The organism is Variovorax sp. CCNWLW225 (assembly GCF_037204045.1).
GTDB lineage: Bacteria > Pseudomonadota > Gammaproteobacteria > Burkholderiales > Burkholderiaceae_C > Variovorax.
Window position 1 is genome coordinate 555222 of record NZ_JBBCBV010000002.1, and the last position, 13749, is coordinate 568970.

Consider the following 13749-nt stretch of genomic DNA (forward strand, 5'->3'; position numbering starts at 1 on the left):
CGCTACAGTGCCGCCGGCCTGATCCTGCTCGCCATGCCGGCGGTACCGAAAGCCTGGAACCGGTCGATGCACAGGTCGCGCGCGGCCGCGGTCGCTTCTTTCAGGAACTTGCGCGGATCGAATTCGCTGCGGTCGCTGCCCATGGCCCGACGCATGGCGCCCGTCATCGCCAGGCGGATGTCGGTGTCGATGTTGACCTTGCGCACGCCGTGCCGAATGCCTTCCTGGATTTCTTCCACCGGCACGCCGTAGGTTTCCTTGATGTCGCCGCCGTAATCCCGGATCACGGCCAGCCATTCCTGCGGCACCGACGAAGAGCCGTGCATCACCAGGTGCGTCTTCGGAATGCGCGCGTGAATGTCCTTGATGCGGTCGATCGCAAGAATGTCGCCGGTCGGCTTGCGGCTGAACTTGTAGGCGCCGTGCGAGGTGCCGATGGCAATGGCCAGTGCATCCACGCCGGTGCGCGACACGAAGTCGGCCGCCTGCTGCGGATCGGTCAGCAGCTGGTCGTGCGACAGCACGCCCTCGGCACCGCTGCCGTCTTCCTCGCCGGCCATGCCCGACTCGAGCGACCCGAGGCAGCCCAGCTCACCCTCGACCGAAACGCCGACCGCGTGCGCCATTTCCACCACGCGGCGGGTCACGCCCACGTTGTAGTCATAGCTCGCCGGAGTCTTGGCGTCTTCCATCAGCGAGCCGTCCATCATCACGCTGGTAAAGCCCGAGCGGATGGCCTGCATGCACATCGAGGGGCTGGCGCCATGGTCCTGGTGCATCACGATGGGGATCTCCGGGTACATCTCCACCGCCGCCTCGACCATCTTGCGCAGGAAAGGCTCGCCCGCGTATTTGCGCGCACCGGCCGAGGCCTGCAGGATGACCGGGCTGTCGGTCTTTTTTGCGGCCTGCATGATGGCCTGGATCTGCTCCAGGTTGTTGACGTTGAACGCCGGCACGCCGTACTGGTGCTCGGCCGCGTGGTCGAGCAACTGACGCAGCGAAATCATGGCCATGGAAAGCTCCTGTGGATGTGGGGAAATCAAATGGATGAGGTCAGCGGCCGCCGTCCTGCAGGGCCTCGGCGGCCAGCAGGCGGCGCGCACGCTCGGCCACCACCTCCGCGGTCAGGCCGAACAGCTTGAACAGTTCGCCGGCCGGAGCCGATTCGCCGAAGCGGTCGAGCCCGACCACGTCGCCGTATTCGCCGACGAACTTCCACCACAGGCCGGTGCTGCCGGCCTCCACCGCCAAGCGCGGCAGGTGGCGCGGAATCACCGCATGGCGCCACGCGGCGTCCTGGCGCTCGAACACGTCCATGCACGGCACCGAGACCACGCGCGCCTCGATGCCCTCCTTTGCCAGCAACGCCGCGGCGCCCAGCGCAACGCCGACCTCGGAGCCGCTTGCCAGCAAGGCCACGCATTCCGATTGCGGGCGCCGCAGCACGTAGGCGCCGCGCGCAATCGATTCGATGCGCGCGCCATCTTCACCCGCATGCGGCAGCGCCTGGCGCGTGAGCAGCAGGCAGCTCGGCCCGTCCATGCGGCGCAGCGCCTCACGCCAGGCCACCGCGGTTTCGGTGGCGTCGGCGGGGCGCCAGACATCGACTGCGGGAATCAGCCGCAGGCTCGATGCATGCTCCACGGGTTGGTGGGTCGGGCCGTCTTCGCCGAGGCCGATGGAGTCGTGCGTGAAAACATAGACGACCGGCAGCTTCATCAGCGCCGACATGCGCACGCCGTTGCGCGCATAGTCGGAAAAAGTCAGAAACGTGCCGCCGAACGGACGAAAGCCGCCGTGCAGCGCAAGCCCGTTCATGATGGCCGCCATGCCGAACTCGCGCACGCCGTAGTGCACATGGTTGCCCGTTCCGGTGCCCTTGAGCGCGCGGTGGCCCTTCCAGTCCGTGAGGTTCGATCCGGTCAGGTCGGCCGAGCCGCCAATCAGCTCGGGCATGGCGGGGCCGACCTCGTCGAGCACCTGCTGCGAGGCCTTGCGCGTGGCGACCGATGCCTTGCGCTGTTCCGCGCCGGCCGCGGCCGAAGCCAATGCGTCTTCGACCTGCGCGGTGAGCGGCGCATCGGTGCGGTGGCGCCGCAGCAGCTCGCGCGCAAGCACCGGGTGCTCGTGCGCATAGGCCGCAAAGCGCTCTTGCCACGCCTGGTGCAATGCGGCGCCCTTCTCGCGTGCCGACCAGGCCTGGGCAACCGCAGGCGGTACCTCGAAGGGCGCGGCGCTCCAGCCGAGCGCTTCTCGTGTGAGCGCAATCTCGGCATCGCCCAATGCTTCGCCATGCGCCTTCGCAGTGCCTGCGCGGTTCGGCGAACCCTGGCCGATGCGGGTCTTGCAGCACACCAGCACCGGCCGGTCCGCCTCAACGGCCTTGGCAATGGCCGCATCGAGCGCCGCGGCGTCATGGCCATCGACATTGCGCAGCACGGTCCAGCCATAGGCTTCGAAGCGGCCCGGCGTGTCGTCGCTGAACCAGCCGCCGACCTCGCCGTCGATCGAGATGCCGTTGTCGTCGTAGAAAGCCACCAGCTTGCTGAGCCGCCATGTGCCCGCGAGCGAGCACGCCTCGTGGCTGATGCCTTCCATCAGGCATCCGTCGCCCAGAAACACATAGGTGCGGTGGTCGATCACCTCGTGCCCGGGCCGGTTGAATTCTTCGGCCAGCAGCTTCTCTGCCAAGGCCATTCCCACCGCGTTGCTGATGCCCTGCCCCAGCGGCCCTGTGGTGGTTTCCACACCGGGCGTCAAGCCGAACTCCGGGTGCCCCGGCGTGCGCGAATGCAGCTGCCGAAAGCGCCGCAGTTCCTCCATCGGCAGCGCATAGCCGCTCAGGTGCAGCAGCGCATAGAGCAGCATCGAGCCGTGGCCGTTGGAAACGACGAAGCGGTCGCGGTTCATCCAGCGCGGGTCGGCCGGGTCGTGCCGCAGCCGGTGACGCCACAGGGCCTCCGCGATGTCGGCCATGCCCATCGGCATGCCCGGGTGGCCCGAGTTGGCGGCTTGCACGGCGTCCATGGCCAGCGCGCGAATGGCGTTCGCGCACTGCGTGCGCAAGGCAAGGTTTTCAATCGTCATGCCGAAGATCCTGTTGATGGTGTTGTGCGGTGTGCAGGCAGTGCGCGGCGCGTCAGATCGCATAGGCCTTCTTGCGGCGCTCCATCAGGCGCAGGATCATCGGCGTGAAGATCAGCTGCATGGCCAGCTCCATCTTTCCGCCCGGCACCACCAGCGTGTTGGCGCGCGACATGAACGAGTCGTGCAGCATGCTCAGCAGGTATGGAAAGTCGAAGCCGATCGGGTTGGCGAAGCGGATCACCACCAGGCTCTCGTCCGGGCTCGGAATGGTGCGTGCTATGAACGGGTCCGATGTGTCGACCACCGGCACGCGCTGAAAGTTGATGTGCGTGCGCGTGAACTGCGGGCAGATGTAGTGCACGTACTCGTTCATGCGCCTGAGGATCACGTCGGTCACGGCTTCGGTCGAATAGCCGCGCGTGTTCTTGTCGCGGTGCAGCTTCTGGATCCACTCCAGGTTGATCACCGGCACCACGCCGATCAGCAGGTCCACATGGCGCGCAATGTCGACCTTCTCCGTCGTCACGCCGCCGTGCAGGCCCTCGTAGAACAGCAGCTCGCTGGCGGGCAGCGTCTCCCATTCGGTGAAGGTGCCGGGCTCCTGCTTGTAGGGCGCGGCTTCCTGCGCGTCGTGCAGGTACTTGCGGCTGCGGCCGGCGCCGCATTCGCCGTAGTCGCGGAACAGCGCCTCGAGTTCCGCGAACAGGTTCGCGTCCTCGCCGAAGTGGCTGAAGTTCCGGTTGCCGGCGGCTTCGGCCTCGGCCATCGCCACCTTCATGGAGTTGCGGTCGTAGCGGTGAAAGCTGTCGCCCTCCACGATCGCCGCCTTGACGCTCTCGCGGCGGAAGATGTTCTCGAAGGTCCGCGTGACGGACGTGGTGCCCGCGCCGGACGAGCCGGTAATGGCAACGATGGGATGTTTGGCTGACATGGTGGCCTTGGAGAGATAAAAAAGCTGTGGTGCAACCGCTTTGCAATCGATTCGCAACCGCTCAGGCCGCGGTCGCAAAGAGTCCGCGCTTGCCGAAGAGCGGCGCCTGGTAGGTGTCCTGCGGGTCTTCGCTGTGGTAGGCCTCCACGCGCGCCACTTCTTCCGACGAGCCGAAGACGAAACCGATGCGCTGGTGAATCGACTCCGGCTCCACCGCCATCAGCCGCCGCCGTCCGGTGCTGGCCATGCCGCCGGCCTGCTCGATCAAGAACGAAATCGGGTTGGCCTCGTACAGCAGCCGCAGGCGCCCGTCGCGGCCCGATTCCTTGCTGTCGCGCGGGTACATGAAAACGCCGCCGCGCATCAGGATGCGATGCGTCTCGGCCACCAGCGAGGCGATCCATCGCATGTTGAAGTCGATGCCGCGCGGCCCCTCCTTGCCGGCCAGGCACTCGTCGACATAGCGCTTCACGGCCGGCTCCCAGAAGCGGCTGTTCGACGCGTTGATCGCGAACTCGCTGGTCTGCCGCGGAATGCTCAGGTTCGGGTGGCTCAGCACCCATTCGCCGAGTTGCGGATCGAGCGTGAACGCATGCGTGCCGTTGCCCAGCGTGAGCACCAGCATGGTCGAAGGGCCGTAGATCGCATAACCGGCGCCCACCTGTTCCGTGCCCGGCTGCAAAAAGTCTTCGGGCTTCGCATCGGCTTCGAGCGTCGGCGCGCGCAGTATCGAGAAGATGCTGCCCACCGCCACGTTCACATCGATGTTCGAAGACCCATCGAGCGGATCGAACAGCAGCAGGTACTTGCCGCGCGGGTACTGCTGCGGCGGAAGGTAAGGCTCTTCCATTTCTTCGGACACCATGCCCGCCACATGGCCGCCCCACTCGTTGGCGCGCAGGAACATGTCGTTGCTCAGCACGTCGAGCGTCTTCTGCTCTTCGCCCTGCACGTTCTGCGTGCTGGCGCTGCCCAGCACATCGCCGAGCGCGCCGAGCGCCACCTTGCGCGAGATTGCCTTGCAGGCCAGGGAGACGTCGGTGATGAGCGCGTTGAGCGCGCCCGTGGCACCGGGGTGGCGGCGGCGCTCCTCGATGATGTACTGGGTCAGCGTGGCCTTGCCTGCAATGGGCATGATCGTCTCCTGTTGGATTTTCAAACTCTGGTCGTTGCCGTCGTCGTCGCTTCTTCATCGCGGCGCACGGGGCGCGACTCGCGCACCGTCAGCAGCAGCTGCTGCGGCGTGGTAACGCGCCAGGCCGGCGCCGCGCCGGCCGCTGCCGCATGGCCGCCATAGCCCCATGCCACCAGCGCCGCCGGACAGCCGGCCGCATGCGCAGCCAGCAGGTCGGCCGGACCGTCGCCCACCATCAGCAGCCGCGCGGGTTCCACACCCAACTGGTGCGCCGCAGCCTGCAACAGGAAAGGCGCGGGCTTGCGCTGCGCCGCGGCGTCGGCGCCGTAGACCCCCGCCATCGCCGGCAGCAGACCCGCTGCATCCAGCACGGCGCGTGCCAGCGGCGTCGGCTTGTTGGTGACCACCACCATCGGCAGCGTGCGGCGCAGCCCGGCCACCAGTTCCGCCATGCCTTCGAACACGCCGCCGAACTGCAACGGCGCCGCCAGCGTGACGGCATCGAACGCGGCGCGCAGCCGCAGGCGCAGTGCCTCGTCGCCTGGCACGCCTTGCCGGCGCAGGGCCTGCACGATGAGCGCATCGGGCCCGTCGCCGATCCAAGCGCGCACCGTGTCCAGGTCGAACCGGGCCAGCCCTTCCTGCAGGAGCGCGGCGTTCAGCGCCTCGCGAATGTCGGGCGCACTGTCGACCAGGGTGCCGTCCAGGTCGAAGGCGATGGCGTCGATATCGCGCAGGTCTTTCGTCATGCGGGACACCCTTCCACGGCATGCCGCCCTTGCAGCGCCTGGGTGCGGATTGCGTCGATGGCTTCGCGGTAGCGTCCGCCGCTGAAGACCGCGGAGCCCGCCACCAGCGTGTCGGCGCCCGCCGCGGCGATGCGCGCCGCGTTGCCGGGCTTCACGCCGCCATCCACCTCCAGCCAGATGTCGCGCCCGCTGGCATCGATGCGGCGGCGCACCGCCTCGATCTTCGGCAGCACGCTCTCGATGAAGCTCTGCCCGCCAAAGCCGGGGTTGACCGACATCAGCAGCACCAGGTCGAGCTGGTCCAGCACATGGTCGAGCACCTGCAGCGGCGTGGCGGGGTTGAGCACCAGCCCCGCCTTGCACCCGCTGGCCGTGATGAGGCGGATCGTGCGGTCGATGTGCTCCGTGGCTTCGGGGTGAAAAGAGATGATCGAGGCGCCCGCCTCCGCGAACATGGGGATCAGCGCATCGACCGGCTTGACCATCAGGTGCACGTCGATCGGCACCGTTGCGTGGGGCTTGATGGCCTCGCACACCAGCGGCCCGATTGTCAGATTCGGTACATAGTGGTTGTCCATGACATCGAAATGGATCAGGTCGGCGCCGGCCTCGATCACCGCCGACACCTCGTCGCCGAGCCGCGCGAAGTTGGCGGAGAGCAGGCTGGGTGCGATGCGCATCGGCTGGCCGGAACGCGAAGGAGCGGTTTTCGGGTTCTGCATGTCAACAGCCCTCCCGGTAGAGCGCCTGCACCGCATTGAGCTGCGGCGCCGTGGAGGCCATGGCCAGCAGTTCCTCGATTTCCAGCCATGGCGCACGCTGGAGCTGGCCGCCAGGTTCGCCGGGCAGCGGATCGGTGGTGTCTCCCAGCCCGGGCAGCACCAGGCCCGCGCCGCGGAAGTCGCTGCCTTCGGTCCAGAAGGTGGGCGTGACCAGCGTCCAGAGGCCGGCCCCAAGGGCGGAGCGCAAGCCGTTGGGCGAGTCTTCGATGGCGATGGCGCGCTCGGGCGGCACACCCAGCGTTTCGAGCGCCAGCAGGTAGATGTCGGAAGCCGGCTTCTTTGCGCGCACCTGGTCGCCGCAGGCAATCACGTCGAACATCGTGAGGCCGCGCGGGCCCAGCGTGGCCTGCAGCAGCGCGTCGATGTTGATGGCAGTGGTTGTGCTGGCAATGGCCAGCCGCAAGCCGGCGTTCTGGGCCTCTTCAAGAAAGCGCAGCACGCCGGGGCGCAGTGCAATGCCGCCGCGGCGCGCAATGTCGGTGTAGTGCTGCGTCTTGGCGGCATGGATCTCGGGCACGCGTTCGTGCAGGCGCTTTTTCTCGGCTGTGCCCAGGGGCAGCGAGTCGATATAGGCCTTCATGCGCTCCTTGCCGCCCGTCACCGCCAGCAGCGAGCGGTACTCCGCCTGCTCCCAGTGCCAGCCGATCCCCAGCTGGTCGAACGCGAGATTGAAGGCCATGCGGTGCACTTCCTCGGTGTCGGCCAGGGTGCCGTCCACGTCGAATACAAGGGCTTCGATGCTCATTTGCTTGCTCCTTCTGCCGGCGTTGAACTGGCCGGCGGGTTGAAGACGCGGCTGGCCAGAATGTCTTGCGCCTCGAGCGTGCAAAGCTGTTCGCGCGTCAGGGCCTGCTCGCTGCCGAAGAGGCGCGTGGCATGGCGCAGCCGGATGCGGTCGAGCGCATTGCGGATCGAACGCGCATTGGCAAAGTGCGGCTGGCTGCGCCTGAGGCTCACATAGCGCCCAAAGGTGGAGGCCGCGCCGTCATCAAAGCTGTAGTTCAGCCGCTCCAGCATGAGCTGCGCAATCTGCATGAGCTCGGCTTCGCTGTAGTCCGGAAAATCGATGTGGTGCGCAATGCGCGAAGCCATGCCCGGGTTGCTGCTGAAGAAGGTCTCCATGCGGTCCTTGTAGCCCGCAAGAATCACCACCAGGTCGTCGCGCTGGTTCTCCATCACCTGCAGCAGAATCTCGATCGACTCCTGCCCGTAGTCGCGCTCGTTCTCGGGGCGGTACAGGTAGTAGGCTTCGTCGATGAACAGCACGCCGCCCATGGCCTTCTTGATCACTTCCTTGGTCTTGGGCGCCGTGTGGCCGATGAACTGGCCCACCAGGTCGTCGCGCGTCACCGCCACCAGGTGGCCCTTGCGCACGTAGCCCAGCTGCTTGAGCACCTCGGCCATGCGCATGGCCACCGTGGTCTTGCCGGTGCCCGGGTTGCCGGTGAAGGACATGTGCAGCGAAGGCGGCTGCGACTGCAGCCCCTGCTCTTGGCGCAGCTTGTCTATCAACAGCAGCGCAGCAATGTCGCGGATTCGGCCCTTCACCGGCGCCAGGCCGATCAGCTCGGCATCGAGCTGGTCGAGCAGCGCCTTCACACCCGAAGACTCGAAGAGCTGCCTAGGCGCCGTGGCAACGGCCGGGGCGGTGGGAGTTTCGGTGGCGTCCATGCGTGGCTCCGGCAATGCGTGTGCGTGGCGTGTTCCGCTCAGTACCGGCTGCCTTCGGGCCGCGCCTGCGCCGCATAGCTCTCGATGCTGTAGCGGATGGTGCGGCCCGGCTCTTCGGTGCGAATGAGGCGAAAGCCCGGCTCGTTGGAAGGCCGGTTGACGATGAACGACATCACCACCGACTCGGTGCCGTGCGTCGAATCGAACGCCGTCACGCGGATGTACTGCTGCGGAAAAGTCTTGCGGCAGGCCGCAAGCTCGAGCATGACGCCGGCGGCATCCTTGATGTCGAACATCGGGTTGCCGAACATCTCCCAGAAGGTGTTGCGCGGGTGCGGGTCGTCGGTGTATTCGAGCCCGATGGCCCAGCCCTTGCCCAGGCAATACTCGACCTGGCGGCTGATCTGCTCGTGGCTCAAATCGGGCAAGAAGGAAAAAGTGCCTTGTGTGATTCGCATGTCGGTTGCTCCAGGAAAAAGGTGAACGGGCGGCCTCAGGCCATCGACGGCGTGGGCACGTAGTCCGACGTGTCGGTGGAGGCGTAGTTGAAGGAGATCTCGCCCCAGGTGTCGAGCGCGGCCGCCAGCGGGGTGCACCACTTGGCCGCGTCGCGCAATATTTGCGGGCCCTCGTTGCAAATGTCGCGCCCTTCGTTGCGGGCCAGCACCATGGCTTCGAGCGCCACCCGGTTGGCCGTGGCCCCGGCCTGGATGCCCTGCGGATGCCCGATGGTTCCGCCGCCGAACTGCAGCACCACGTCATCGCCGAACAGGTCGAGCAGCTGGTGCATCTGGCCCGCGTGAATGCCGCCCGAAGCCACCGGCATCACCTTGCGAAGCGCACCCCAGTCCTGGTCGAAGTAGATGCCGCGCGGCAGGTCGACCTTGGTGTGGGTGTCGCGGCACACGTTGTAGTAGCCCTGCACCGTCATCGGGTCGCCCTCGAGCTTGCCGACGGCCGTGCCCGCGTGGATGTGGTCCACGCCCGCCAGGCGCATCCATTTGGCGATGACGCGAAAGCTCACGCCGTGGTTCTTCTGGCGCGTGTAGGTGCCATGGCCCGCGCGATGCAAGTGCAGGATCATGTCGTTCTGCCGACACCAGTGGCTCATCGACTGGATGGCCGTGTAGCCGACGACCAGGTCGATCATCACGATCACCGAGCCCAGCTCCTTGGCAAACTGCGCGCGGCGGTACATCTCTTCCATGGTGCCGGCCGTGACGTTCAGGTAGCTGCCCTTCACTTCGCCGGTGGCGGCGCTGGCCTTGTTGACCGCATCCATCACAAAGAGAAAGCGGTCGCGCCAGTGCATGAACGGCTGCGAGTTGATGTTCTCGTCGTCCTTCATGAAGTCCAACCCACCGCGCAGGCCCTCATACACCACGCGGCCATAGTTGCGGCCCGAGAGCCCGAGCTTGGGCTTGGTGGTGGCGCCCAGCAAGGGCCGGCCGAACTTGTCGAGCCGCTCGCGCTCCACGACGATGCCCGTCGGCGGGCCGGCAAAGGTCTTGACGTAGGCCACCGGAAACTTCATGTCCTCCAGCCGCGCCGCCTTCAGCGGCTTGAAGCTGAAGACGTTGCCGATGATGGAGGCGGTCACGTTGGTGATGGAGCCCTCTTCGAACAGCGAGAGGTCATAGGCCACGTAGCAGAAATACTGGCCGGGGTTGTTGGGCACCGGCTCCACCTTGTAGGCCTTGGCGCGGTACATGTCGCACGCGGTGAGGCGGTCGGTCCACACCACCGTCCAGGTGGCGGTCGACGATTCGCCGGCCACGGCCGCGGCGGCTTCGACGGCGTCCACGCCGTCTTGCGGGGTGATGCGAAAGAGCGCCAGGATGTCGGTGTCCTTGGGCACGTAGTCGCCGTCCCAGTAGCCCATTTGCGCGTACTTCAGCACACCGGCCGAATAGCGCTTCTTGGCGTCGGTGATCTGGATTGCTTCGTTCATGTTGCCCATGGAGTGCCTCTCGAAAAGAAGGGTTTGGTGCTGTCGGTGAAGTGAATGTAGGCCGCATGAAAGATTAAGAAAAATTAAATCTTTTGACATTCACATTTGCTAGACCTAATATCACCGCATGCCTCTTTCCAAGCACGCGAGCTTTCGCCAGCTAGCCACCTTTCATGCCGTGGCGCGGCTCGGCAGCGTGTCGCTTGCGGCCGATGAAATGCACCTGACGCAACCGGCGGTGTCGATCCAGATCGGCACGCTCGAAGAATCGGCCGGCACGCCGCTCTTGCAGCGCACGGGCCGCGGCATCCGGCTGACCGAAGCGGGCGAATTGCTGGCGGGTTATGCGGGCCGCATCCTCGACCTGTGGCGCGAGGCGGGCGACGAAATGGCCATGCTGCAGGGCGTGTTCTCGGGCACGCTGCGCGTGGGCGCCATCACCACGGCCGAATACCTGCTGCCGCCCATATTGGTGAACTTCGCCAAAGAGCATCCGAAGGTGAAGGTGAAGCTGCAGGTGGGCAACCGCGACGAGATCGTGCGCATGCTCGCGGGGCAGGAGATCGACATCGCCATCATGGGCCGCCCCCCTGCCGAGCTGAAGACAAACTCCAGCGCCTTCGCCAAGCACCCGATGGCCTTTCTCGCGGCGCCGAGCCATCCGCTGATGTCCGCGGCCAAGCCCACGCTTGCCATGCTGTCGGACACGCGCATGCTGGTGCGTGAGCGCGGCTCGGGCACGCGCACCACGGTCGAGCGTTTCTTCAAGGACCAGGGGCTGCCGCTGCGCATCGGCTCCGAGCTGTCGAGCAACGAGGCCATCAAGCAGATGTGCGCCGCGGGCTTCGGCATTGCCTTCTTGTCGATGCACACCTGCGTGCTCGAGATGAACGCGGGACTGCTGGGCGTGCTGCCCGTGCCCGGCAACCCGGTGGTGCGCGACTGGTACGTGATGCACCTCGCGTCGAGGCAACTGCCGCAGGTGGCGCTGGCGTTCGAGGAATACCTGCGCATGCATGGCCAGGCGCAGATCCAGCAGCAGCTGGGTTCGCTGCCTGCGGCGCGCGCCCCGGCAAAGAAGCGCAGCGCACGGCGCGCCGCCTGAGCCTTTGCTGCCGCGGGCTCAGACGCCGAGCTGCACCCGCATGCCGACCCACACCGCCCGCGGCGCGCCCGGTGCCACGAACTGCGAGTTGCGCCACGCGTCCGGAGACGCCACCACGCCGCTTGCGTCAAAGCCGTTGTGGCCCAACTGTCCCGCGGTGGCGTAGCGGCGGTTGAACACGTTGGCCACCTTGGCAAAAAGCTCCACGTTGCGCCCGAGCTTCCAGCGCGTGGTGAGGTCGAGCAACGCATAGCCGCCGATGCGGCCGCTGCCGCTGAAATCCGCCCCGTCGGGCATGTGCAGGCCGTTCTCGTTGCCGCGCACGGTCTGGCGTGAATACACGCGGTATTGCGCGCCCAGGCTCCAGGTGGGCGTGATTCGCCAGTCGACGTTGAGCTTGAGCGAGTGCGCCGGCAGGCCCGGCAAGCGGTCTCCGGGGCGCACCGCGATCTCGCCTTCGCCGGTGCAGGCGGGGTTGGTCTCTGCGCTGCTGTTCGATTCGGACACCAGGCACGCCGGCGAGTCGTACCTTGCGCGCAGGTAGCTGTACGACAGCGACCAGTCGAGGCGATCGCTCTGCTGCGAAAGGCCGAGCTCCACGCCTTGGCGCAAGGTGCGGCCGAAGTTGCTGAAATAGCCGCGCGAGAGCCCGCTGCTGACGAACAGCAGGTCGTCCTTGTTGACGGTGCGGAACACCGATGCGCTCCACCGCAGCCCATGGTCGAGCGTGCCGCGCAACCCGGTTTCGAAGGTCTGCGAAACCACCTGCTTGAGCGGCGGATCGGCCTGCAGCGCATTGGGCAGCACGCAGGCGTTGGCGGGGTCGGAGCAACCCAGCTCGATGGGGCTTGGCGCGCGGCTGCCCTGGCTCCAGCCGGCATAGGCCGTGAGCCGCGGCGTGGCCTGCCACGTCAGGCCGATGGCGGGGTTGAACTTCTTGTAGCGGCCTTCGCCGTCGAGCTGGGTCGAAAGCCCGAGCAAGGCGCGCCCGTCGTCGCGGGTGGACACGCGGGTGTCGTTGTAGCGGCCCGAAAGGCTGAGCTGCAGGTTCGGCCGGAGCGTGATCAGGTCTGAAATATAGAGGCTCGTGGTGCGGCTCTTGCCCGCGAGCAGCGCGTCGGGCTCGGCTTCTTCCTGCGGCACTACGGCGCGCGTGCCGTCAAGAAAGCCTTCCGCTTCGGTCTGCAGGAAGTGCGTGCGCGCGCGGTCCACCGAGGCGCCGAAGGTCAGCTGGTGAATGCCGGCCGTGTAGGTCGACTGCAGCGCCACGCCCTCGCCGCGCTGCCGCGTGTAGGTGCGGTTCTCCACGCCCGATTCTTCGACCTCGGGCGGTTCGAAATCGTCGTTGAGGTCGCCGTTGAGCGTGCTGTAGCGCGAGCGCCGCGTGTAGGCCGTCATGGAAATCGTCTGCACGTCGCTCAGTCGGTAGCTGGCGTTGAGCGTCAGCATCGACAAGCGGTTGTCGGTGCGGTCTGGTCGCGTGTACACCTGCCTGCGGTTCTGCGCAAGCATCGACTCGGGCAGCAGGCCGTTGCCGATCATGCGGTTGTCGCCGTGGGTAAAGCTCAGGTCCCACGAGAGCTTTCCGCTGTCTTGCCCCACCTTGGCAAAGAGCTGCCGCACGCGCGAAGGCGAATAGTTGCGCCAGCCGTCTTCGTTGAGGCCCCCGAGCGCGAGAAACAGGTGCCCGCCCTCGCCCAGCTTCCGGCCGTGCGTGAGTTCGGTGCTCACGCGGCCGAAGGAGCCGGCCTGCAACTCCAGCTCGGTGCCTGGGTGCGTGTCTCCCCGCTTGGTCTGCAGCGACAGCGCACCGCCAAGCGTGTTCAGCCCGAACAGCGGGTTGGAGCCCGGCAGCAGCGTGATGCTCGAGATGGCCGCCCTCGGAATCAGGTCCCAGTTCACCACGTCGCCGAAGGGCTCGTTCACACGCACGCCGTCCTGGTACACCGACAGGCCTTGCGGCGTGCCCAGCACCGGGCTCGCGGTGAAACCGCGGTAGTTCACATCCACCTGGTACGGGTTGCCCCGGATCTCGTTCACGTTCACGCTCGGCAGCTGCGTGGACATGAAGTCGGGCAGATTCAGGCTCTGCGCGCGGCGCAGGCTCCGGTCATCGGCCGTCTGCACGTTCGACGGGATCTGGTCCTTGGGCACCTCGATGCCCGGCACGGGCGTGGTGCTGACCACTTCGACGGCCGGCAGGCTGCCCGGCTGCGCCGCGGCCTCTTGCGCCTGGCCCGGCATCGGGCAGGCTGCGGCGGCCACGGCAAGGCCGATCAGCCGGCGGGTGTTCTTTCTTGGCTGCTTGCTCGGTCGGCTCACAAATGCTCCTCCT

Annotated in this window: 12 protein-coding genes; 1 reads left to right on the top strand and 11 read right to left on the bottom strand. The window is 66.7% G+C overall.

Features of this window, described 5'->3' with window-relative positions; all coding sequences use genetic code 11:
- Positions 1-2: 2 nt before the first annotated feature.
- The 10 genes from fba to V9L20_RS07260 form a co-directional block, all read right to left on the bottom strand.
- Positions 3-1016 (bottom strand): class II fructose-bisphosphate aldolase, encoded by a 1014-nt coding sequence (fba, locus tag V9L20_RS07215; protein WP_337296036.1) that lies wholly within the window; start codon positions 1014-1016, stop codon positions 3-5.
- Between the two features lie 40 nt (positions 1017-1056).
- The gene (tkt, locus tag V9L20_RS07220; protein WP_337296037.1) at positions 1057-3090 is read right to left on the bottom strand and encodes a transketolase; all 2034 of its coding nucleotides are present in this window, start codon (positions 3088-3090) and stop codon (positions 1057-1059) included.
- A gap of 52 nt (positions 3091-3142) precedes the next feature.
- Positions 3143-4021, bottom strand: a complete 879-nt coding sequence (locus V9L20_RS07225) for a phosphoribulokinase (protein ID WP_281150462.1) — start codon at positions 4019-4021, stop codon at positions 3143-3145.
- Between the two features lie 61 nt (positions 4022-4082).
- Positions 4083-5156 (bottom strand): class 1 fructose-bisphosphatase, encoded by a 1074-nt coding sequence (locus V9L20_RS07230; protein WP_337296038.1) that lies wholly within the window; start codon positions 5154-5156, stop codon positions 4083-4085.
- Between the two features lie 20 nt (positions 5157-5176).
- Positions 5177-5905, bottom strand: a complete 729-nt coding sequence (locus V9L20_RS07235) for an HAD-IA family hydrolase (RefSeq protein ID WP_337296039.1) — start codon at positions 5903-5905, stop codon at positions 5177-5179.
- On the bottom strand, positions 5902-6627 hold the full coding sequence (rpe, locus tag V9L20_RS07240) for a ribulose-phosphate 3-epimerase (RefSeq protein ID WP_337296040.1): 726 nt from the start codon (positions 6625-6627) through the stop codon (positions 5902-5904). The genes V9L20_RS07235 and rpe overlap by 4 nt, the downstream gene beginning before the upstream one ends.
- A 1-nt stretch (position 6628) precedes the next feature.
- Positions 6629-7432 (bottom strand): HAD-IA family hydrolase, encoded by an 804-nt coding sequence (locus V9L20_RS07245; protein WP_337296041.1) that lies wholly within the window; start codon positions 7430-7432, stop codon positions 6629-6631.
- A complete protein-coding gene (gene cbbX / locus V9L20_RS07250; RefSeq protein ID WP_337296042.1) occupies positions 7429-8358 on the bottom strand; it encodes a CbbX protein in 930 nt (309 codons plus the stop codon). The genes V9L20_RS07245 and cbbX overlap by 4 nt, the downstream gene beginning before the upstream one ends.
- 38 nt (positions 8359-8396) lie before the next feature.
- On the bottom strand, positions 8397-8816 hold the full coding sequence (locus tag V9L20_RS07255; protein WP_337296043.1) for a ribulose bisphosphate carboxylase small subunit: 420 nt from the start codon (positions 8814-8816) through the stop codon (positions 8397-8399).
- 35 nt (positions 8817-8851) lie between these two features.
- Positions 8852-10309 (bottom strand): form I ribulose bisphosphate carboxylase large subunit, encoded by a 1458-nt coding sequence (locus V9L20_RS07260; RefSeq protein ID WP_337296131.1) that lies wholly within the window; start codon positions 10307-10309, stop codon positions 8852-8854.
- Between the two features lie 127 nt (positions 10310-10436).
- On the opposite strand from V9L20_RS07260, the gene V9L20_RS07265 reads away from it, so the two are divergent.
- Entirely contained in the window at positions 10437-11414 is a 978-nt protein-coding gene (locus V9L20_RS07265; protein WP_337296044.1) for a LysR family transcriptional regulator, read from the top strand.
- 18 nt (positions 11415-11432) lie between these two features.
- Here V9L20_RS07265 and V9L20_RS07270 read toward each other — a convergent pair whose 3' ends face one another.
- Entirely contained in the window at positions 11433-13736 is a 2304-nt protein-coding gene (locus tag V9L20_RS07270) for a TonB-dependent receptor (RefSeq protein ID WP_337296045.1), read from the bottom strand.
- Between the last annotated feature and the right edge of the window lie 13 nt (positions 13737-13749).

Bases quoted from the DNA above. Each gene is read 5' to 3' on its own strand.
- fba (WP_337296036.1), bottom strand. From the start codon at position 1,016: ATGGCCATGATTTCGCTGCGTCAGTTGCTCGACCACGCGGCCGAGCAC.
- tkt (WP_337296037.1), bottom strand. From the start codon at position 3,090: ATGACGATTGAAAACCTTGCCTTGCGCACGCAGTGCGCGAACGCCATT.
- V9L20_RS07225 (WP_281150462.1), bottom strand. From the start codon at position 4,021: ATGTCAGCCAAACATCCCATCGTTGCCATTACCGGCTCGTCCGGCGCG.
- V9L20_RS07230 (WP_337296038.1), bottom strand. From the start codon at position 5,156: ATGCCCATTGCAGGCAAGGCCACGCTGACCCAGTACATCATCGAGGAG.
- V9L20_RS07235 (WP_337296039.1), bottom strand. From the start codon at position 5,905: ATGACGAAAGACCTGCGCGATATCGACGCCATCGCCTTCGACCTGGAC.
- rpe (WP_337296040.1), bottom strand. From the start codon at position 6,627: ATGCAGAACCCGAAAACCGCTCCTTCGCGTTCCGGCCAGCCGATGCGC.
- V9L20_RS07245 (WP_337296041.1), bottom strand. From the start codon at position 7,432: ATGAGCATCGAAGCCCTTGTATTCGACGTGGACGGCACCCTGGCCGAC.
- cbbX (WP_337296042.1), bottom strand. From the start codon at position 8,358: ATGGACGCCACCGAAACTCCCACCGCCCCGGCCGTTGCCACGGCGCCT.
- V9L20_RS07255 (WP_337296043.1), bottom strand. From the start codon at position 8,816: ATGCGAATCACACAAGGCACTTTTTCCTTCTTGCCCGATTTGAGCCAC.
- V9L20_RS07260 (WP_337296131.1), bottom strand. From the start codon at position 10,309: ATGAACGAAGCAATCCAGATCACCGACGCCAAGAAGCGCTATTCGGCC.
- V9L20_RS07265 (WP_337296044.1), top strand. From the start codon at position 10,437: ATGCCTCTTTCCAAGCACGCGAGCTTTCGCCAGCTAGCCACCTTTCAT.